Origin of the sequence: Streptomyces sp. NPDC014623, assembly GCF_043088245.1 — a bacterium.
Lineage (GTDB): Bacteria > Actinomycetota > Actinomycetes > Streptomycetales > Streptomycetaceae > Streptomyces.
Genome location: NZ_JBIBZU010000017.1, coordinates 73,275 through 92,068, shown reverse-complemented (window position 1 = coordinate 92,068; position 18,794 = coordinate 73,275). Strand labels below are relative to the sequence as shown.

Genomic DNA, 18,794 nt, shown 5'->3' with positions numbered 1-18,794 from the left:
GACCGACACCGCCGAAGGCCTGCGAACCGGTCGCCGGGCCGGTGCCGGACAAGGTGTTTTGCCGACCCTTTACCATGGATTCCCGATCGTCCGACCCTGTGTGAAAGGTGTGAGCGTCCGCCCATGGGCGAGCCCCCCAGTAGTCGATACCGACGACATCGCGCGAACCTCCTGACCCTGCCCGATCATGGGACGGAGGTGAACCGATGACCGAAGTGCTCCTGCTCCTCGTGGCGGTACTGCTCTGCCTCGCCTGCGGCGCCTTCGTGGCGGCCGAGTTCTCTCTGACCACCGTGGAGCGCGGTGAGCTCGAACAGGCCGTCGAGCGGGGGGACCGGGGTGCGGCGGGAGCTCTCAAGGCCGTACGCAGCCTCACCTACCAGCTCTCCGGCGCACAGCTCGGCATCACCGTCACCAACCTGGTCGTGGGCATGCTCTCCGAGCCGTCCATCGCCGAGCTGATCCGCGGTCCGGTGGAAGCGGCCGGGCTGTCGCCCGGGATGGCCTCCTCACTGGCCCTTGTGATCGGCACCGCGCTGTCCACCGTGGTCCTGATGGTGATCGGTGAACTCGTCCCGAAGAACTGGGCGATCTCCTCCCCTCTGTCCGTCGCGCGGACCGTCGCCGCGCCGCAGCGCGCGTTCACGGCGGTCTTCCGCCCCTTCATCAGCCACCTCAACAACACCGCCAACCGGATCGTGCGGCGCTTCGGCCTCGAACCGGCCGAGGAACTGGCCTCGGCGCGCAGTCCGCAGGAGCTGGTGGCCCTGGCACGCCATTCCGCCAAGGAAGGCGCGCTGGAGGCGGACACCGCCGAACTGTTCGTGCGCACCCTCAGCCTGTCCGAACTGACCGCGGAGAACGTGATGACTCCCCGCGTCCAGGTCGTCGCCCTCGACGCGCAGGCGACCGCCGAGGACGTCGCGAACGCCACCCGGGCGACCGGTCTGTCCCGGTTCCCCGTCTACCGGGGCAGTCTGGACACGGTCGTCGGTGTCGCCCACATCAAGGACGTGCTGGCCGTTCCGGCGGACCAGCGGTCCCGTAAGCGGGTGTCGGACATGCTGCGCGAACCGCTGCTGGTGCCGGAGACGCTCACTGTCGACCGCCTGCTGGACCGGCTCTCCGGAAAGCTGGCCATGGCCGTCGTGATCGACGAGTACGGCGGCACGGCGGGAGTCGTGACGCTGGAGGACATCGTGGAGGAAGTCGTCGGCGAGGTGCGCGACGAGCACGATCCGCACGAGACCCCTGACCTGGCGGCCGCGGGTGAGGACGCGGACGGGCGCACCCTGTGGTCCGCCGACGGAGCGGCCCGCACGGACCAGCTCCGCACCATCGGGCTGCGGGTGCCGGACGGGCCGTACGAAACACTGGCCGGTCTGATCGCCACAGAGGTCGGCCGCATCCCGGCCGTCGGTGACACCGTCGAGCTCGGGGGCTGGCGGATCGACGTGGTGGACGCTTCGGGGCATCGCGCCGCACGTGCGCTGCTGCACGCGCCGCTGCCCGGCAGTGACGAGCCGACGGAGGACGAACGATGATCGCCGTCCAGCTCTTCATCGGCTTGCTGACCCTGGTCGTCAACGCCTTCTTCGTCGGCGCGGAATTCGCTCTGATCTCCGTACGCCGCAGCCAGATCGAGCCCGAGGCGGAGGCCGGGAACCGGCGGGCCCGCAGCGTCATCTGGGGTCTCGAGCACGTGTCGGCGCTCCTCGCGGCGGCGCAGCTGGGCATCACGCTCTGCACACTGGTGCTGGGTGTCGTCGCCGAACCCGCCATCGCCCATCTGCTGGAACCCGTCTTCGACTCGGTGGGGGTGCCGCACGGGCTGGTGCATCCGATCTCGTTCGTCATCGCCCTGACCGTGGCGACGTACCTGCACATGCTGCTGGGCGAGATGGTGCCGAAGAACATCGCACTGGCCGAGCCCGCCCGCACCGCCCTGCTGCTCGGGCCGCCCCTGGTGACTCTCGCCAGGGCTCTGAAGCCGGTGATCTTCGCGATCAACGCCTTCGCGAACGCCCTGCTCAAGCTGTTGCGGGTGGAGACCAAGGACGAGGTCTCCGCGACCTTCTCCGACGACGAACTGGCACGCCTCGTCAAGGACGCCGAGGACTCCGGGCTGGTCGACGACCGCTCGGCGGACCGTCTGCGCCACGCCCTGGAACTGGGCCGCCGCCCGGTCCAGGACGTGCTGCTTCCGGTCGACCGGGTGCTGTACACCAGGGTCGGCACGACCCCGGAGGAGCTGGAACGGCTCTCCCACGAGTCCGGCTTCTCGCGTTTCCCGGTGATGGACAGCGAGCAGCGCATCATCGGGTACCTCCACGTGAAGGACGCCCTGGACGCCGCACCACGCGATGTGCCGTTCCCGGTGACGGCTCTGCGGCCGATCGCCCGGGTGCGTGCGGCGACACCGCTGGACGACGTACTGACCGCGCTGCGGCGGAGCCGTACACACCTGGCCGCGGTACTCGACGAGAACGGCCGGCTGGCGGGCATGATCACGATGGAGGACGTACTGCGTGAGCTGGTGGGGAGGCACCAGGCCCGCTGACGCCGGCGTCCGGTGACGGGGGGCGGGGAGGGGCGGGGCCGCTGTCGCGTCCCTCCCCGTGTTCCGGCGGCGGCGTGCGCGTGTCTTCCCGCCGCCCTCGGTTCCACGCGGCTGCCGCTCACCCGCAGCCCTCTGCCGCGGTCCGCGGTCACGGTACGATCGGCAGCGCCATGGAATTGAATGCCTCCTACACCAGTCTCGTCGCGGTCGGCGACTCGTTCACCGAGGGCATGTCGGACCTGCTGCCCGACGGTTCGTACCGCGGCTGGGCCGATGTCCTCGCCGCCCGCCTCGCGGTCCGCGCACCCGGGTTCCGGTACGCCAATCTCGCCGTCCGGGGAAAGCTCATCGGCCAGATCGTGGATGAACAGGTCCCCATCGCCGCCGCCCTGCAGCCGGATGTGATCACACTCGTCGGAGGGCTCAACGACACCCTGCGGCCGAAGTGCGACATGGGGATGGTCCGCAGCCGGCTGGAGGAGGCGGTGGAGCGTCTCGCACCGTCGTGCAAGACGCTGGTGCTGATGCGCAGCCCCGGCCGGAACGGCCCGGTCATGGAACGCTTCCGTCCACGCATGGAAGAGCTGTTCTCACTGGTCGATGATCTGGCCGAGCGCCATGGTGCGCTGGTGGCCGACCTGTACGGGGCACCGTCGCTCGGCGATCCGCGGATGTGGGACGTCGACCGGCTGCACCTGACGGCCGAGGGACATCGCAGGGTCGCGGAGGCGGTCTGGCAGACACTGGGGCTGCCCGCGGAGAGCGACTGGCAGAAGCCGATGCCGGTGTCCGCGCCCGCACGCTGGGCGCAGCGACGGATCGACGACGTCCGCTTCGCCCGGCAGCACCTGATGCCCTGGATCGGGCGACGCCTCACCGGACGTTCGTCGGGCGACGGCCGGGCCGGCGCACAGTTCGACACCGGGCTGGGGAGGGCGTTCTGGATCACTCCCGAGGACGCGGCGTCCCCCGGACCGGTGACAGGCTGGCGTCGGCTGGACGGCTGACCTCTCTGTCGCCGCGTGTGCCCACGTACGTCATTCCGAGAGTTGGCGCAGTTGTAGCTGTTGCGTGTGTGGCTGGTGGGACAGCATGGACGTTCACCGCGCAGGGGCTCCCTGGGCACCGGAACGGGGAGGGCCCATGAACGGCGTACCGGACATCGGAATACCGGCGGGCGGAATCGACACCACCACGCCCCACTCGGCACGGGTGTGGAACTACTGGCTGGGCGGCAAGGACAACTACGAGGTGGACCGGCGGCTGGGCGCGACGATGGAGAAGCTCTACCCGCAGATCATCGACATCGCCCGTGCCTCGCGTCGCTTCCAGGCCCGGGCGGTGCGCTATCTGGCCGGGGAGGCGGGGATCCGGCAGTTCCTCGATCTCGGCACCGGCCTGCCGACCGCTGAGGCGACCCATGAGGTCGCGCAGGCTGTCGCCCCGGCGGCACGCGTCGTCTACGTGGATCACGACCCGATCGTGCTCGCACACGCTCGCGCTCTGCTGACCAGCAGCTCCGAGGGTGCCACCGACTACGTGCACGCGGATCTGCGGGATACCGGCACCGTGCTCCGGGAGGCCGCCAGGACGCTGGACCTTCGGCAGCCGGTGGCCCTGATGGTGCTCTCCACTCTGGGGCATGTCGCCGACCCGGCCGAGGCAGCCGCTCTGCTGCGCGGTTACCTCGGCGCGTTTCCCTCCGGGAGCTTTCTGATGCTGTGCGACACCATCGAGACCGAGGAGACCCTGGCGGCCTCCGACGAGTATGCCGACGGCGGCGCGATGCCGTACGTCTCTCGCCCCGGAGAGACCATCCGTTCCTTCGCGGACGGTCTCGACCTCGTCGCGCCGGGGTTCGGTTCCATCAGCCTGTGGCGTCCTGAGGAGCGGGAGACGGGCCCGGCGGTGGACCAGTGGGGATTCGTGGCCGCGAAGCGGTGAGTGCCGGCCGGCCCCACGACGAGGGCCGGGAAGGGCTTCGTAGGAAGCCACATACCGGCCCACGGCGCGGACCTGCAGAAACCGCCAGTAGAATCGGGCCACGTGACTGCTGTGTCTGCGAAGCCTCGCATCCCCAATGTCCTGGCCGGCCGCTATGCCTCTACGGAGCTGGCCGTCCTCTGGTCCCCCGAGCAGAAGGTAAGGCTGGAACGCCAGCTGTGGCTGGCGGTGCTGCGCGCTCAGAAGGACCTCGGGATCGAGGTACCCGACGCTGCGCCGGCCGACTACGAGCGTGTGATCGACCAGGTCGACCTCGTCTCGATCGCCGAGCGTGAGAAGGTCACCCGGCACGACGTGAAGGCCCGGATCGAGGAGTTCAACGCTCTCGCCGGCCACGAGCAGGTGCACAAGGGCATGACGTCCCGGGACCTCACCGAGAATGTCGAGCAGCTGCAGATCCGTCTCTCGCTGGAGCTGATGCGCGACCGCACGGTGGCGGTTCTGGCGCGCCTGGGCAAGCTTGCGGCGGAGTACGGCGAGCTGGTCATCGCGGGCCGTTCCCACAACGTCGCCGCACAGGCGACGACCCTCGGCAAGCGCTTCGCCACCGCCGCGGACGAACTGCTGGTGGCGTACGGGCGGCTGGACGACCTGCTCGGCCGCTACCCGCTGCGTGGTATCAAGGGGCCCGTCGGCACGGCGCAGGACATGCTGGACCTGCTCGGCGGTGACGCGGGCAAGCTCGCCGACCTGGAGCAGCGCATCGCCGGGCATCTCGGCTTCGCACACGCCTTCACCTCCGTCGGCCAGGTCTACCCCCGCTCCCTCGACTACGACGTCGTGACCGCGCTGGTTCAGCTGGCCGCCGCGCCTTCGTCGGTCGCCAGGACCATCCGGCTCATGGCCGGGCACGAGCTGGTGACCGAGGGCTTCAAGCCCGGCCAGGTCGGCTCGTCGGCGATGCCGCACAAGATGAACACCCGCTCCTGCGAGCGCGTCAACGGCCTGATGGTGATCCTGCGCGGTTACGCGTCCATGACGGGCGAGCTGGCGGGCGACCAGTGGAACGAGGGCGATGTGTCCTGCTCCGTGGTCCGCCGGGTCGCGTTGCCGGACGCCTTCTTCGCATTCGACGGGTTGCTGGAGACCTTCCTGACCGTCCTCGACGAGTTCGGTGCGTTCCCCGCGGTCGTGGCGCGTGAGCTGGACCGCTACCTGCCCTTCCTCGCCACGACCAAGGTGCTGATGGGGGCGGTGCGGGCCGGAGTCGGCCGTGAGGTCGCGCACGAGGCCATCAAGGAACACGCGGTCGCCTCGGCCCTTGCCATGCGGGAGCAGGGCGCGGAGCGCAACGAGCTGCTGGACAAGCTGGCCGCGGACGAGCGGATTCCGCTCAGCCGCGGTGAGCTCGATGCCCTGATGGCGGACAAGCTCTCGTTCACCGGAGCGGCGGGCGACCAGGTCGCTTCGCTGGTGTCGAGGATCGAGGAGATCACCAAGCAGCACCCGGAAGCCGCCGCGTACACCCCCGGCTCCATCCTCTGAGGCCGGCTCCACTGCTGATGACACCCGACGAGCTTCTGGCCGCCCGTGACCGCGTCGTACCCGACGTGGTCGCGGGCGGCCTGCGTGTGCTGTTCTGCGGGATCAACCCGAGCCTCATGACTGCCGCTACGGGGCACCATTTCGCTCATCCGGGCAATCGGTTCTGGCCGGTGCTGCATCTGTCGGGTTTCACGCCCAGGCAGTTGAGACCCGCGGAACAGGATCAGCTCCCGGGACTCGGCCTGGGCATCACCAATGTGGTGGCCAGGGCCACGGCACGGGCGGACGAGCTGGGCGCGGAGGAATTCCGTGAGGGCGGAAGGGTGCTGGCGGCCAAGGTGGAGGACCTGGGCCCGTCGTGGCTGGCCGTCGTCGGCATCACCGCGTATCGCACGGCCTTCGGCGATCGCCGCGCACAGATCGGTCCCCAGGAACGGACGATCGGCGGCGCCCGCGTCTGGGTGCTGCCCAACCCGAGCGGACTGAACGCGCACTGGACCGTGAGCACCATGGCTGACGAGTACGCCCGCCTGCTGGCGGCGGTCGGCCGGGCCTCCCCCGGCTAGACCACACCTCCCGGTCCCGGCGGGGGCTGCTACGGCGGAACTGCTGACGGGACGCGCTCCGGAGAAGGGAGGCCTTGGGGCTCATCCCATCGATGAGGCGGAGACGGTCTGCGGTGGTCGTACCGTCAGTGGACCTCCCCGCACTGACACATGGCCCCGGCCGGGCTGCTCCACGCCTCCCTCAGGGGGTTTCCCGGTGCTGTTCCCCGAAGGGCTGAAAGCCGACCGTACGACCTGCGGGCGCCCGAGCCACGCCTCCCCCACCGCGGCAGCTCAGACGTCCCGCTCACACAGGGCCCACCTGCCTGCGACCAGTGCGACAGCCGCCCGTCCCGCGGTGACGGCAAGCCCCGTCCACGGACCGGTATTTCCCTCCTGATGCCCGGGGAGCACCAACTGCCCCGCCCGGTCGGGAAAGTACTGGACGATGCCTCCCGCGATGCCTCCGACCGCGAAGGAGACGGTCAAGATGAAGAGGACGAGCAGGCTGAGTACGGCGATCGCGCTGCGCAACACCGCCGTCAGACCTGTTGCGAACAGAGCCGGCAGAGCCAGATGGACACCACCACCGAACGCAGCACGCAGGGCTCCTGGCCCCCCGGGACGGATCGCGTACTCACCCATGAACAGCCGTCCCACCAGAAATGTGGTGAAGCTGGTGACCAGGCCCGTGCCCAGGACAAGCCCACCGGGCCTCACCATCTTGGCGAGCCGGAAAAGGCTGCGCCCGGCTCCGGACGCCTCTCTCCGGGTGCTGATCGCCGCGACCGGGGTCAGCGAGTACCATCCGGCAGACATGAGCACGACCTGGGAGGACGTACGGTGGGCCGGCTGACCGGTGGTGACCCGTCTTTGCTGCGGAGGATCAATTCCGCGGTGGTGCTGCATGCCCTGCGCGGGGCGGATTCGCCCACGCTCACGGATCTGACCCGGATCACAGGGCTGTCGCGTCCCACGGTCGAAGGTGTCGTGGAAGGACTGTTCGCAGCGGGCCTGGTGGTGGAGACGGTGCCCGACGAAAGCGGAACCAGGCGCCAGGGCCGCCCCGCAAGGCGGTTCAGGTTCCGTGCCGAGGCCGGATTTCTGCTGGGCGTCGAGATCGGCGCGCACCGTGTCTCGGCCCTGCTGTCCGGCCTGGACGGCCGGATCGTCGGCGCAGGCTCACGTGACGTCTCCGAGACGGCGTGTGCGGACGACAGGATCGACCAGGTCAGAGCTGTGATCGCCGATGTGCTGCGGCGCACCGGGGTGGCACGTGGCAACTTGCGTGCGGTCGGGGTCGGCAGCCCCGGCATCGTCGGGGCCGACGGCACGGTGCGCCTGGGCACGGCGCTGCCGGACTGGACCGGCCTCGCGCTCGGCGAGAGGCTGCGCCGTTCCTTCCGGTGCCCCGTCCTGGTGGAGAACGACGCGAACGCCGCAGCGGTGGCGGAACACTGGAAGGGCGCGGCAACCGAGTCCGACGACATCGTCTTCGTCCTGGCGGGTTTGAGCCCGGGTGCGGGTTCGCTGATCGGCGGGAGGCTGCACCGCGGATTCGGCGGAGCGGCCGGGGAGATCGGCGCACTGCATCTGCTGGGGCGCGACGTCACTCCGGAGCATCTGCTCTCCACTACGGACACCCCGCTCGACCCTCTGGACGAGCGCGCCGTCGCCGCCGTTTTCGCCAGTGCCAGAGAGGGTGACGCCGGCGCCCGGGCCGCTGTCGCGCGGTTCATACAACGGCTGGTGCACGATGTCGCCGCACTGGTGCTGGCGCTCGATCCGGAGCTTGTGGTGATCGGCGGGTGGGCCGCCGGTCTGGACGGCGTTCTGGACCCGCTCCGCGACGAGCTCGCCCGCTACTGCCTGCGCCCGCCCCGGGTGGCCCTCTCGGTCCTCGGGGAGGCGGCCGTGGCCACCGGCGCGCTGCGGCTGGCACTCGACCACGTCGAGGAACAGCTCTTCGCGGTGGAGGGAACGGTGACGGCCCGCCGCTGAGAGCGGCGGGCCGTACGGAGGGCGGTCCGGCTCCGGCGATCAGGCCGCGGCGTGCGGGGGCCAGGAACTTTCACTGACGGAAAGCCAGGGGGCCGGCCGACGGGCCTCCCACTGGCGTCAGGAGGCTTTGCGCTCCTGCTCGTCGTGACTGATCTCCAGCGCGCCGGAATCCCCGAAGGTGAGCCGGCAGGTGTCCGCCCGGTACGTGGCGACGGAGACAGCCGCTGTGCCGGCGGCCACGAGATACCGAGTGGTGACCACGAGGACGGGAGCGCCCGGAAGCCGGTCGAGCTCTTTCGCGTCGTCCGCGCGGGCCGACCCGAGTTCGACCGAACGGTCCTGGCCCTCGAGGCCGAGGCGGTGCAGCTCCCTCAGGACGCTTCGGGCCCGCACCGGCCCGGACGGCGCTTCGATGGCGGAGAGTTCGGGCACGGACCCCGTCGGGATGTACAGGAACTCCGCGGCCACGGCCTGTCCGTGGGCGAGACGGATGCGGCGCACCACGTGTACGAGCTCCCCGGCGGGCGTACCGAGCAGTACGGCGACTGCGGAAGGCGCGGTCGCCATGGTGCACTCGAGGGGCTGCCACGCCTCGTCGGCGCCCTCCCCCGCCCAGCCGTGCTGTGCGGGGGCGACGGCCACTCCCACGCGGGGCGGGGCGACGGTCGTGCCGACGCCACGTCGCCGCTGCAGCCTTCCTTCGAGTTCGAGCTGCTCCAGTGCCTGGCGGAGCGTCGCCCTGGCGACACCGAAACGCGCAGCGAGATCCCGCTCGTTGGGCAGCACCTCTCCCACCGCGAAGTCCGAGTCGAGCGCCTCACTGAGCACGGTCCTGAGGTGCCAGTACTTCGGCTCCTGCACCGATTCCAGCTGCGTGGTCCCCACTCTGTCCTCCGCATCCGCCCGGTGGCTGTTTTCCGCGACGTTATTTATTAAAGGTTCCTGCCTATCGTTCAGACCTTAGGACCGCGAATCACCTTGGTCAAGACCAATCCTTCCTCCGTAACACATCGAAACGGACCGCTGCCATTGAGTGTTCACGGAGTGTTCGCGCGACAGCGGGTCCCGGTGCCACGAAGCGCCACAGCTACCCTCGCTTACGGGAAGCGCGGGACCGCGGAGGCCGTGGGGCCTGTGGGGTCTGTGGGGCCTGTGGAGTCCAGGGTTCGGGGCCCGGGGGTACGCGTCGGCCTGCGGCGGCGGACCGCCCCGAGCGGTTCTTCGAGAGGCCGCGTACGGCCCGGAGGGCCGCGACTCCGATCGCGCCGCTACCCCGCGCTCACTCCGGCCAGTTTGTCCGGGTTGCGAACGACGTAGACACACCGGATGGCTCCATCTCCGACCTCCGCCTGGAGCACGGTGTCCACCACACCGCCCACGCTGAACACCAGAGCGGGACCCCCGTTGAGCTCCAGGATCCTCACCTCCATGCCGGAAGGCTGGTCATTCATCACGGCGAGGAGGAAGCGGCCGACCTTGTCAGCGGTTTCGATGATCCGCCGCGGCGCCTTCACCTTGCCCCCGCTGTCGCCGACAAGGCGCACATCGGGAGCCAGCAAGGCGAGCAGCTGCTCCAGATCTCCGCCCGCCGCAGCGGCGAGGAAGCGCTCGGTGATATCGCGCCGCGCGGCCGGATCCACGTCGTACCGCGGCTTGCGTTCCTCCACATGCCGCTTCGCACGGCCTGCGAGCTGGCGTACCGCCGCCTCGGACCGGCCGAGGACGGCGCCGATCTCCGCGTACGGGAAGCCGAAGGCCTCGCGCAGGACGAAGACCGCACGCTCCAACGGGGAGAGGGTTTCGAGGACGACCAGCACGGCGAGGGACACGGAGTCGGACAGCACCGCCCGCTCCGCGGAATCGGGGACGGCCGGACCGAATTCGGTGACCACGGGTTCGGGCAGCCAGGGCCCCACGTACCTCTCGCGCCGCGAGCGCAAATGGCGCAGCCGGTCGATGGCCAGGCGTGTGGTGACGCGTACGAGAAAGGCCCGCGGCTCCCGCACGTCTTCCCGCCCGGCCGAAGACCAGCGCAGCCACGCCTCCTGCACCACGTCCTCGGCGTCGGCGACGCGGCCGAGCATGCGGTAGGCGACCCCGGTGAGGAAGGGCCGGTACTCCTCGAAGGGATCGGTCACGGTCTCGGCAGTCACTTTCCCATCCCAGCCGACTCGCCGGAGGGTGTCCAGCGGGAATCGCACACGCCCCTTGAACTGCAAGCTACCGGACGGTAATCATTGCTGACGGAGTGTCTCGGTCATTCCCGTTCAGCCCGGCAGGCCCGTCCCTAGGAGCAGCATGGCCACCACGGTCTCGTTCGCAGTCGACTCCGCCGTCGGCCGTCGCGTCGTCAGCGTGTCGTACGAACGCACGGGTTCCGGTGAGCCTTTGGTGCTCCTGCACGGCATCGGCCATCATCGCCAGGCATGGGACCCGGTCCTGCGCCTCCTGGCAGCCGAGCGCGAGGTCATAGCCGTCGACCTCCCCGGATTCGGTGCTTCAGGGGCGCTGCCGGACGGTCTCGCCTACGACGTGCGGACCATGGCCACGGTGCTCGGTTCGTTCTTCGACACTCTCGGGGTGGTACGGCCGCATGTCGCCGGAAACTCTCTGGGGGGTCTGCTGGCTCTGGAGCTGGGCCGTATGGGGCTGGTCCGGTCGGTGACGGCGCTGTCCCCCGCAGGGTTCTGGACACGGAGTGAGCGCCGCTACGCCTTCGGGGTGCTGCGGGCGATGCGCGGAGCGGCTCTCTCGATGCCGATGCCGATGATCGAGCGGCTTTCGAGCAGTTCTGCCGGCCGCACCGCGCTGACCAGCACCATCTACGCGCGCCCCGGCCGCCGGTCACCCGGTGCGGTCGTGGCGGAGACCGTCGCCCTGCGCGAAGCCACCGGTTTCCGTCAGACTCTCGAGGCGGGTCTGACCGTCGCGTTCACCGACGATGTACCGGACGTCCCGGTCAGCATCGCCTGGGGCGGCAAGGACCGTCTGCTCCTGCGCCGGCAGGGCGTCAGGGCCAAGCACGTGATCCCGGGCGCGCGGCTCGTCCGCCTTCCGGATTGCGGCCACGTCCCGATGAACGACGACCCTGCCGCCGTGGCGCGGGTCATCCTCGACACGAGCCGCTGACACGGACCGCCGGCGTCAGCCGTCGGCATGGACCGCTGATACCAGCCGCTGACGGGCGCGTCCGCCCCGCTCCCGGGCCGAGGTGCTCCGGAAGGGACCGCCGGCCCGGTCTCTTCCGGTGGCCGAGGCCCGAGGGCGGGCCGGCCGGTTGTTCATCTGCGGTTGGCGTGCCCGCCTCTGCCGGGGACTAGGTATGGGTCTGCACCCGGCCCGTACGAACCCGCTGCTCCGGCAGCCGCTCCCCGCCCACGGAGGCGCATCGATGTCGAACCGTCCCCTCGTCCCGGCCCCGGGCCGCCGCACCGTGCTGCGCGGCTCCCTCATCGCCTCGGCCGCGGTCGCTGCGCCCGCAGCGGTCACCGCCGCGCCCGCGTTCGCCCTCTCGGGCCGGCCGACCGCGTCGTGGGGCGTGCAGGCCGGTGGCGTCACGGCGTCGTCCGCCCTGGTGTGGGTTCGTTCGGACCGCCCCGCCCGAATGGTGGTGGAGACGTCCGCGACGGACTCCTTCCGCCGCGCCCGCACATGGCACGGTCCGCTGATCGGCGCCCGCACGGACTTCACCGGGACCACCCCGCTGCACGGACTGCCGGCCGGCGAACAGGTGCACTACCGCGTCACGCTCGTGGACCCGCACGACCCCCGCCGTACCGGAAAGCCGGTGTACGGAACCTTCCGCACGGCTCCGGCCCGGCGCCGTGAAGGGGTGCGGTTCCTCTGGTCCGGTGACATCGCGGGGCAGGGCTGGGGCATCAACCCCGACATCGGCGGCTACCGCGTGTACGACGAAATGCGCCGCCTGGACCCGGACTTCTTCCTGTGCAGCGGCGACAACATATACGCCGACGGGGTGCTCGAACCGAGCGTCGCGCTCCCCGACGGGCGGATCTGGCGCAACATCACGACCCCGGAGAAGTCCAAGGTCGCCGAAACTCTGGACGAGTACCGCGGGAACTTCCGGTACAACTTGCTCGACGAGAATCTGCGGGCGTTCAACGCGCAGGTTCCGTCCGTCGTCCAGTGGGACGACCACGAGGTGCGCAACAACTGGTACCCGGGTCAGATCCTCGACGACGTCCGCTACACCGAGAAGAACGTCGATCTGCTCGCGGCACGTTCGATGCGGGCGTTCCGCGAGTACTTCCCGGCACCGGCGCTGCGGGGATCACCGGAGGAGCGGCGCATGCACCGCGTCGTGCGGCACGGTCCGCTGCTCGATGTGTTCGTACTGGACATGCGGTCCTTCCGCAACGCCAACTCCCCCGGCCGCCGGCCCGACGACACCACGGGCATCCTGGGCGCCGAGCAACTGGGCTGGCTCAAGCGCGAGCTGTCGCGGTCACGCGCGGTGTGGAAGGTGATCGCCGCAGACATGCCGCTGGGGCTGGTGGTCCCGGACGGAGCCACGGACTTCGAGGCGATCGCACAGGGCGACCCCGGCGTACCGCTGGGGCGCGAGCTGCAGATCGCCGAGTTGCTGCGGTACATCAAGCACCGGCGTATCACCGGCACCGTCTGGCTGACTGCCGACGTTCATTACACCTCTGCCCAGCACTACGCCCCGGAGCGCGCGGCCTTCAAGGACTTCGCCCCGTTCTGGGAGTTCGTGTCGGGCCCGCTGGCAGCGGGTGGCTTCCCCGCCAACGCCCTGGACGGGACATTCGGCCCTGAGCGGGTCTTCGTCCGGGCACCGGACCGGGCGAACGTGTCCCCCATGGAGTCACCGCAGTTCTTCGGCGAGGTCGACATCGACGGCGGGAGCGGGGAGCTGACCGTGCGGCTCCGGGCGCAGGGCGGCACGGTCCTGTTCAGCAAGGTGCTGCAACCGGGCCGCACCGGGCAGTGACGGTGAACGGACCGGGTCACGGTGAGCGGACCGGACGGCTGCTCCGAGCCGGAGCGGAGGCAGGCTCGGCGAGCACGCGAAAAGATGCTGAAGGCGACCAGATCCACACGTAACCCATCAGTCACAATGCGTTCGTGATCAGGCAACACCGTTCGGTCACAGTGAGGGCATGACTGATGTGACATCCGCGAAGAGTGCCCGCCGCCCGCACCACTGGCGGCGGGACCTGATCGAACTGGCCGCGCTCTTCACGGCGGTCGCCGTGGCCGACGCGATCGCCCATCTGATCGGGCACCAGCCCGGCGGCCCTTATCTGCTCATGGCCTCGGCCGTGACCCTGGTCGCCACGGCCGCCTTCCACACCTGGTGGGCGCGGCGGCACAGCCACGCACCGCCCCCGGACACCGGTCTCCGGACCGGCGCCGGTCCGGAGACCCCCTCCGGCAGCGCCGACGAGGCGGGCGACACGGTGCTGTGGCGGATGCGGACGACCGTGCGGGACGCTCCCGGCACCCTGGCCTCCCTCTGCATCGCCCTCGCACGGCACCGCATCGACATCCTCACCCTGCAGACCCACCCGCTGGCCGAGGGCACCGTCGACGAGTTCCTGCTGCGTGCGCCCGCTTCGCTGCCGGCCCAGCAGCTCACCCGGGAGGTCTCCGCGGCCGGCGGCTCCTCCACCTGGATCGAGCGGGCGGACGCCCACGACCTGGTGGACACGCCCACCAGGCTCCTCGGGCTCGCCACCCGCACGGCGCTGGACGCCGCCGAGCTCCCGCTGGCCCTGCGCCAGCTCCTGGGCCGGTGCACCATCCACTCGTCGCCCGCCCTGCCGGCCGCCGGCCGCCCGGCCGGCGGGAGCACACCGGTGGAAGGCGTCCTGGACGACACAGTGATGCGGCTGCGCGATCCGTCGGGCGGTGTCATCACCGTCGAGCGCCCTTATCTCCCCTTCACCCCGACCGAGTTCGCCCGTGCCCGGGCCCTCGTCGAGCTCGACGCGAGGCTCGGCCCGCGCGTTCCGCGCAGCGAGGACGTCCTGACCCTGCCCGAGGGCAACGAGATCACGGTGCGCCGCGCGGACCACGGAGACCTCGACGCGGCCCTGGCCATGCACGGCCGCTGCTCCGAGCACACCCTCGGCCTGCGCTACCACGGACCGGTCCGTGACGCCGACCGGTACCTGGACCACCTGCTGAGCCCGCGCTTCGGACGCACACTCGCCGTGCAGACCGCCTCCGGCCGGCTGGTGGCACTCGGTCATCTGCTCTGGGACGGGGACGAGACCGAGGTCGCCCTCCTCGTCGAGGACGACTGGCAACGCCGGGGCGTCGGGTCCGAGCTCCTCGGCCGGCTGGTGGCCCTGGCCGTCGAGGCGGGCTGCGAGAGCGTGTACGCGGTGACACAGGCCCACAACACGGGGATGGTGGCCGCCATGCGAGGGCTCTCGCTGCCCCTCGACTACCAGATCGAGGAGGGCACCCTGGTCATCACCGCCCGGCTGGCCGCGGCTCCTGCCCAGCCGTCCGAACAGCTGATGACGGAACCGGTGGCCCGCCCAGGGGCGTCGACGTCCCGACCGCAGTCCCGGACCGGGCAGGCGCAACAGCACTTCCGCCACTGAGCGCCTGACACAGATCCGCCCAGAGGTCCTCGACGTCCTCGAGACCGACCGACATGCGCAGCAGACGGTCACCCACACCCGCGGCCCTCCGGTCTCCCTCGCCCACGATGCGGTGGCTGATGGAGGCCGGATGCTGGATGAGCGTGTCCACGCTGCCGAGGCTCACGGCAGGCGTGATCAGCCGGACCGCCGCGATGATTTCGTGGGGGTCCCCGAACACCTCGAAGGACACCATCGCCCCGCCCGCCTCCGGGTAGTGCACGCGCGCGACGCGGGGGTCGGCCGAGAGCCTGCGGGCCAGTTCCGCCGCTGCGGCCGAAGCGGCACGGACCCGTACCGGCAGCGTGGACAGTCCGCGCAGCAGCAGGTAGCCGGCCATCGGATGCAGCACTCCCCCGGTGGCGAACCGCACCTGCCGCAGGACGGCGGCGAACTCCTCGTCGCAGGCGACGACGCCGCCCATCACATCGCCGTGCCCGCCCAGGTATTTGGTGGCGCTGTGCAGCACGATCCGGGCGCCGTGCTCGAGCGGGCGCTGGAGTACGGGCGTGGCGAAGGTGTTGTCGACGAGGAGCGGCACGGAACCGCAGGAGTGCGCCACGGCCCTGATGTCGATCTCGGCGAGTGTCGGGTTGGCGGGCGTCTCGACCATCACGAGGCCGGTGTCCGGCCGGATCGCCTCCGCGATGCCCGCCGGATCCGTCCAGGTCACCTCGGTGCCCAGCAGCCCGGCGCCCAGGAGGTGGTCGCTGCAGCCGTAGAGCGGACGCACCGCGACCACATGGCGCAGCCCCAGACTCGCACGGGCCAGCAGGACGGCGGTGAGCGCCGCCATCCCGCTGGCGAAGGCGACCGCGCTCCCGGCGCCTTCCAGCCGTGCCAGTGCCGTTTCGAAGCGGGCAGTGGTGGGGTTGTCCAGCCGCGCGTACACGGGCGGGCCGTCGGGCCTGGCTCCGGTGGCGGCGAAGGCGTCGATGCGCGCGGCTTCGCCCCGGGAGTCGTACGAGGGGTAGGTGGTGGACAGGTCGATCGGCGCGGCGTGCAGGCCTTGGGAGGCGAGGTCGTCGCGTCCTGCGTGCACGGCTTCGGTGGCGAGCGCCCTGGACCGGAAGGAGGGCTGGGGTGTCAGCGAGGAGGCTTCGGTGTCCATGACACCAGACTGAACAACGACCGCCTGAGGGGGCCCTCGCGCCGTGCTACGTTCGCCCGATGTCTGAATCCGTCGCTCTGGATCCGGTCGATCTGCACATTCTGCGCCTCCTGCAGAACGATGCGCGGACGACGTACAGAGAGCTCGCCGCCGAGGTCGGTGTGGCACCGTCCACGTGTCTGGACCGTGTGGCGCGGCTGCGCCGGTCGGGTGTGATCCTCGGGCACCGGTTGCGGCTCGATCCGGCGCGGCTCGGCCGTGGCCTGGAGGCGCTGCTGCTGGTTCAGGTGCGGCCGCACCGCAGGGAGCTCATCGGTCCGTTCGTCGAACGGATCAGGGCGCTGCCGGAGTCCCGGGCGTTCTTCCACCTCACCGGGCCCGACGACTATCTCGTGCACGTGGCCGTCGCGGACCCGACGGACCTCCAGCGCCTGGTGCTGGACGAGTTCACCTCACGCCGTGAGGTGGCACGCGTGGAGACCCGGCTGATCTTCCAGCAGTGGGAATGCGGCCCGCTGATGCCGCCCGGGGCAGGCGGACGGGACCCGGCCGCCCCCCAGAAGCGTCCCGGCCCCTCCGCGCCGTAGGAACCCTCGGGACCGCAGCAAATCTTCACCGCCGAAGTCCCGTTCCCCGTGACGCGAAGGCCTTCGCCGTACGAGGATGTCCACATGTCAGACACATCGAGCAGCGCACTGCCGCGTCAGGTCGCCGACGCCTACGTCGACGCATTCATCGAACTCGACCCGATCACCGGTACCTATCTCGGTGTCGCGGAAAGCTACCGCCGGCTGCCCGATTTCTCACCCGCCGGTCAGGATGCCATGGCCGCGCTCATGCGCAGCACCCTCGTGGAACTCGATGCCGCAGAGCAGGCGCCGGGCGCGGACAGCGACGAGGAGCGGCGTTGCGCACGGCTGCTGAGGGAACGCCTGACGGCCGGACTCGCCGTCCACGAGGCCGAGGAGGGACTGCGGGCAGTTTCCAACATCCACTCCCCGGCACACAGTCTCCGTGACGTGTTCTCGGCGACGCCGACGGCGACGGACGAGGACTGGGCCGTGGTCGTGGACCGCCTGCGGGCGGTACCGGCCGCCCTGGAGGGATACCGTGCCTCGCTCGCCCTCGGGCTGGAGCGCAAGCTGTACGGCGGCCCGAGACCGACCGCGACATTCATCGGGCAGCTCGGCAACTGGGCGGGAGAGGACGGCCCTGGATTCTTCCAGGGGTTCGTGGCCGAGGGACCCGGCCCCCTGCGTACGGAGCTGGACGAAGCTGCCGGGCAGGCCGCCGCGGCCCTGGTCGCGCTTCGGGACTGGATGAGGGACGTGTACGCCCCCGCGATCGAGGGCGCCCCCGACACCGTCGGCCGTGAGCGCTACGCCCGCTGGGCCCGCCAGTTCAACGGCACGGATCTGGATCTCGACGAGGCGTACGCGTACGGCTGGTCCGAATACCACCGGCTGCTGGCCGAGATGAAGGCCGAGGCGGACAAGATCCTGCCGGGCGCGGGGCCTTGGGAAGCGCTGGCCCATCTCGATGTCCACGGCAAGCACATCGAGGGCGTGGACGAGGTCCGGGTCTGGCTGCAGGGCCTGATGGACGAGGCCATCGAGGCGCTCGACGGCACACACTTCGAACTCGCCGAACGCGTACGGAAGGTGGAGTCCCGGATCGCCCCCGCGGGAGGTGCCGCCGCACCGTACTACACCGGGCCCTCCGAGGACTTCTCGCGCCCCGGCCGCACCTGGCTCCCCACCATGGGCGAGACCCGCTTCCCCGTCTACGACCTGGTGTCCACCTGGTACCACGAGGGCGTTCCCGGCCACCACCTCCAGATCGCCCAGTGGACGCACGTCGCCGACAGCCTCTCGCGTTACCAGGCGTCGGTCGGCCAGGTCAGCGCCAATTCCGAGGGCTGGGCCCTGTACGCCGAGCGGCTCATGGACGAACTGGGCTTCCTGCCCGACCCGGAGCGTCGGCTCGGTTACCTGGACGCACAGATGATGCGTGCCTGCAGGGTGATCATCGACATCGGCATGCACCTGGAGCTGGAGATCCCGGCGGACTCGCCGTTCCACCCGGGGGAGCGGTGGACGCCCGCTCTGGCCCAGGAGTTCTTCGACAGCCACAGCGGCCGGCCCGCCGACTTCGTGGAGAGCGAACTGACCCGCTACCTGTCGATGCCGGGGCAGGCCATCGGCTACAAGCTGGGCGAGCGGGCCTGGCTGCTGGGCCGGGAGAACGCCCGCAAGGCACACGGCGACGCGTTCGACCTGAAGGCCTGGCACATGGCGGCCCTGTCACAGGGGTCGCTCGGTCTGGACGACCTGGTGGACGAGCTGTCCAGGCTCTGACTCCGGCGGCGGCGGGCCGGGGGCCGGTGTGTGATCACCGGCCCCCGGAGCAGGTGCCCGGCGCTGCACCCGGTTCCTCTTCCCCCCGTCGACGTC

General features: G+C 70.5%; 15 protein-coding genes and 1 pseudogene. 12 read left to right on the top strand and 4 right to left on the bottom strand.

Going from position 1 to position 18,794, the window contains the following annotated elements:
* Positions 1-206: 206 nt before the first annotated feature.
* The 6 genes from ACF1FZ_RS25500 (at position 207) to mug (ending at position 6,615) form a co-directional block, all read left to right on the top strand.
* Positions 207-1,544 carry a hemolysin family protein gene (locus tag ACF1FZ_RS25500; RefSeq protein ID WP_391775725.1) on the top strand — a complete coding sequence of 446 codons (1,338 nt, stop codon included), beginning with the start codon at positions 207-209 and terminating at the stop codon, positions 1,542-1,544.
* On the top strand, positions 1,541-2,560 hold the full coding sequence (locus tag ACF1FZ_RS25495) for a hemolysin family protein (RefSeq protein ID WP_391775724.1): 1,020 nt from the start codon (positions 1,541-1,543) through the stop codon (positions 2,558-2,560). Before ACF1FZ_RS25500 ends, ACF1FZ_RS25495 begins: the two co-directional genes overlap by 4 nt.
* 170 nt (positions 2,561-2,730) lie before the next feature.
* Entirely contained in the window at positions 2,731-3,567 is an 837-nt protein-coding gene (locus ACF1FZ_RS25490) for an SGNH/GDSL hydrolase family protein (protein ID WP_391775723.1), read from the top strand.
* 136 nt (positions 3,568-3,703) lie between these two features.
* Positions 3,704-4,504, top strand: a complete 801-nt coding sequence (locus ACF1FZ_RS25485; protein WP_391775722.1) for an SAM-dependent methyltransferase — start codon at positions 3,704-3,706, stop codon at positions 4,502-4,504.
* Positions 4,505-4,606: 102 nt separating this feature from the next.
* Positions 4,607-6,049, top strand: coding sequence for an adenylosuccinate lyase (gene purB, locus ACF1FZ_RS25480; protein ID WP_391775721.1), 1,443 nt, complete (start codon positions 4,607-4,609; stop codon positions 6,047-6,049).
* Positions 6,050-6,066: 17 nt separating this feature from the next.
* Positions 6,067-6,615, top strand: a complete 549-nt coding sequence (gene mug / locus ACF1FZ_RS25475) for a G/U mismatch-specific DNA glycosylase (protein ID WP_391775720.1) — start codon at positions 6,067-6,069, stop codon at positions 6,613-6,615.
* A 273-nt stretch (positions 6,616-6,888) separates the two neighbouring features.
* Here mug and ACF1FZ_RS25470 read toward each other — a convergent pair whose 3' ends face one another.
* Positions 6,889-7,413 (bottom strand): hypothetical protein, encoded by a 525-nt coding sequence (locus ACF1FZ_RS25470; protein ID WP_391775719.1) that lies wholly within the window; start codon positions 7,411-7,413, stop codon positions 6,889-6,891.
* A 24-nt stretch (positions 7,414-7,437) separates the two neighbouring features.
* Between ACF1FZ_RS25470 and ACF1FZ_RS25465 the strand changes: the two genes are divergently transcribed.
* Positions 7,438-8,595, top strand: a complete 1,158-nt coding sequence (locus ACF1FZ_RS25465) for an ROK family transcriptional regulator (RefSeq protein ID WP_391775718.1) — start codon at positions 7,438-7,440, stop codon at positions 8,593-8,595.
* 117 nt (positions 8,596-8,712) lie between these two features.
* Here ACF1FZ_RS25465 and ACF1FZ_RS25460 read toward each other — a convergent pair whose 3' ends face one another.
* On the bottom strand, positions 8,713-9,480 hold the full coding sequence (locus tag ACF1FZ_RS25460) for a GntR family transcriptional regulator (protein WP_391775717.1): 768 nt from the start codon (positions 9,478-9,480) through the stop codon (positions 8,713-8,715).
* Between the two features lie 383 nt (positions 9,481-9,863).
* The gene (locus ACF1FZ_RS25455; protein WP_391775716.1) at positions 9,864-10,748 is read right to left on the bottom strand and encodes an RNA polymerase sigma-70 factor; all 885 of its coding nucleotides are present in this window, start codon (positions 10,746-10,748) and stop codon (positions 9,864-9,866) included.
* 145 nt (positions 10,749-10,893) lie between these two features.
* Between ACF1FZ_RS25455 and ACF1FZ_RS25450 the strand changes: the two genes are divergently transcribed.
* The 3 genes and pseudogenes from ACF1FZ_RS25450 to ACF1FZ_RS25440 form a co-directional block, all read left to right on the top strand.
* Positions 10,894-11,724, top strand: a complete 831-nt coding sequence (locus tag ACF1FZ_RS25450) for an alpha/beta fold hydrolase (RefSeq protein ID WP_391775715.1) — start codon at positions 10,894-10,896, stop codon at positions 11,722-11,724.
* A gap of 262 nt (positions 11,725-11,986) precedes the next feature.
* Complete coding sequence (locus ACF1FZ_RS25445; protein WP_391775714.1) at positions 11,987-13,567, top strand: alkaline phosphatase D family protein; 1,581 nt, start codon at positions 11,987-11,989, stop codon at positions 13,565-13,567.
* 169 nt (positions 13,568-13,736) lie between these two features.
* Positions 13,737-15,098: pseudogene (locus tag ACF1FZ_RS25440) on the top strand (GNAT family N-acetyltransferase); the annotation flags it as partial.
* Here the strand turns inward: ACF1FZ_RS25440 and ACF1FZ_RS25435 are convergent.
* Complete coding sequence (locus ACF1FZ_RS25435; RefSeq protein WP_391775713.1) at positions 15,058-16,341, bottom strand: trans-sulfuration enzyme family protein; 1,284 nt, start codon at positions 16,339-16,341, stop codon at positions 15,058-15,060. The pseudogene ACF1FZ_RS25440 and the gene ACF1FZ_RS25435 overlap by 41 nt on opposite strands.
* A gap of 59 nt (positions 16,342-16,400) precedes the next feature.
* Between ACF1FZ_RS25435 and ACF1FZ_RS25430 the strand changes: the two genes are divergently transcribed.
* Together ACF1FZ_RS25430 and ACF1FZ_RS25425 are read left to right on the top strand one after the other, a co-directional pair.
* Positions 16,401-16,928: an Lrp/AsnC family transcriptional regulator gene (locus tag ACF1FZ_RS25430; RefSeq protein ID WP_391775712.1), complete on the top strand. Its 528-nt coding sequence runs from the start codon at positions 16,401-16,403 to the stop codon at positions 16,926-16,928.
* 84 nt (positions 16,929-17,012) lie between these two features.
* Positions 17,013-18,698, top strand: coding sequence for a DUF885 domain-containing protein (locus ACF1FZ_RS25425; protein ID WP_391775711.1), 1,686 nt, complete (start codon positions 17,013-17,015; stop codon positions 18,696-18,698).
* Positions 18,699-18,794 lie beyond the last annotated feature (96 nt).

Coding starts and splice junctions, on each gene's coding strand:
- ACF1FZ_RS25500 (WP_391775725.1), top strand. CDS start 207: ATGACCGAAGTGCTCCTGCTCCTCGTGGCGGTACTGCTCTGCCTCGCC.
- ACF1FZ_RS25495 (WP_391775724.1), top strand. CDS start 1,541: ATGATCGCCGTCCAGCTCTTCATCGGCTTGCTGACCCTGGTCGTCAAC.
- ACF1FZ_RS25490 (WP_391775723.1), top strand. CDS start 2,731: ATGGAATTGAATGCCTCCTACACCAGTCTCGTCGCGGTCGGCGACTCG.
- ACF1FZ_RS25485 (WP_391775722.1), top strand. CDS start 3,704: ATGAACGGCGTACCGGACATCGGAATACCGGCGGGCGGAATCGACACC.
- mug (WP_391775720.1), top strand. CDS start 6,067: ATGACACCCGACGAGCTTCTGGCCGCCCGTGACCGCGTCGTACCCGAC.
- ACF1FZ_RS25470 (WP_391775719.1), bottom strand. CDS start 7,413: ATGTCTGCCGGATGGTACTCGCTGACCCCGGTCGCGGCGATCAGCACC.
- ACF1FZ_RS25450 (WP_391775715.1), top strand. CDS start 10,894: ATGGCCACCACGGTCTCGTTCGCAGTCGACTCCGCCGTCGGCCGTCGC.
- ACF1FZ_RS25445 (WP_391775714.1), top strand. CDS start 11,987: ATGTCGAACCGTCCCCTCGTCCCGGCCCCGGGCCGCCGCACCGTGCTG.
- ACF1FZ_RS25435 (WP_391775713.1), bottom strand. CDS start 16,341: ATGGACACCGAAGCCTCCTCGCTGACACCCCAGCCCTCCTTCCGGTCC.
- ACF1FZ_RS25430 (WP_391775712.1), top strand. CDS start 16,401: ATGTCTGAATCCGTCGCTCTGGATCCGGTCGATCTGCACATTCTGCGC.
- ACF1FZ_RS25425 (WP_391775711.1), top strand. CDS start 17,013: ATGTCAGACACATCGAGCAGCGCACTGCCGCGTCAGGTCGCCGACGCC.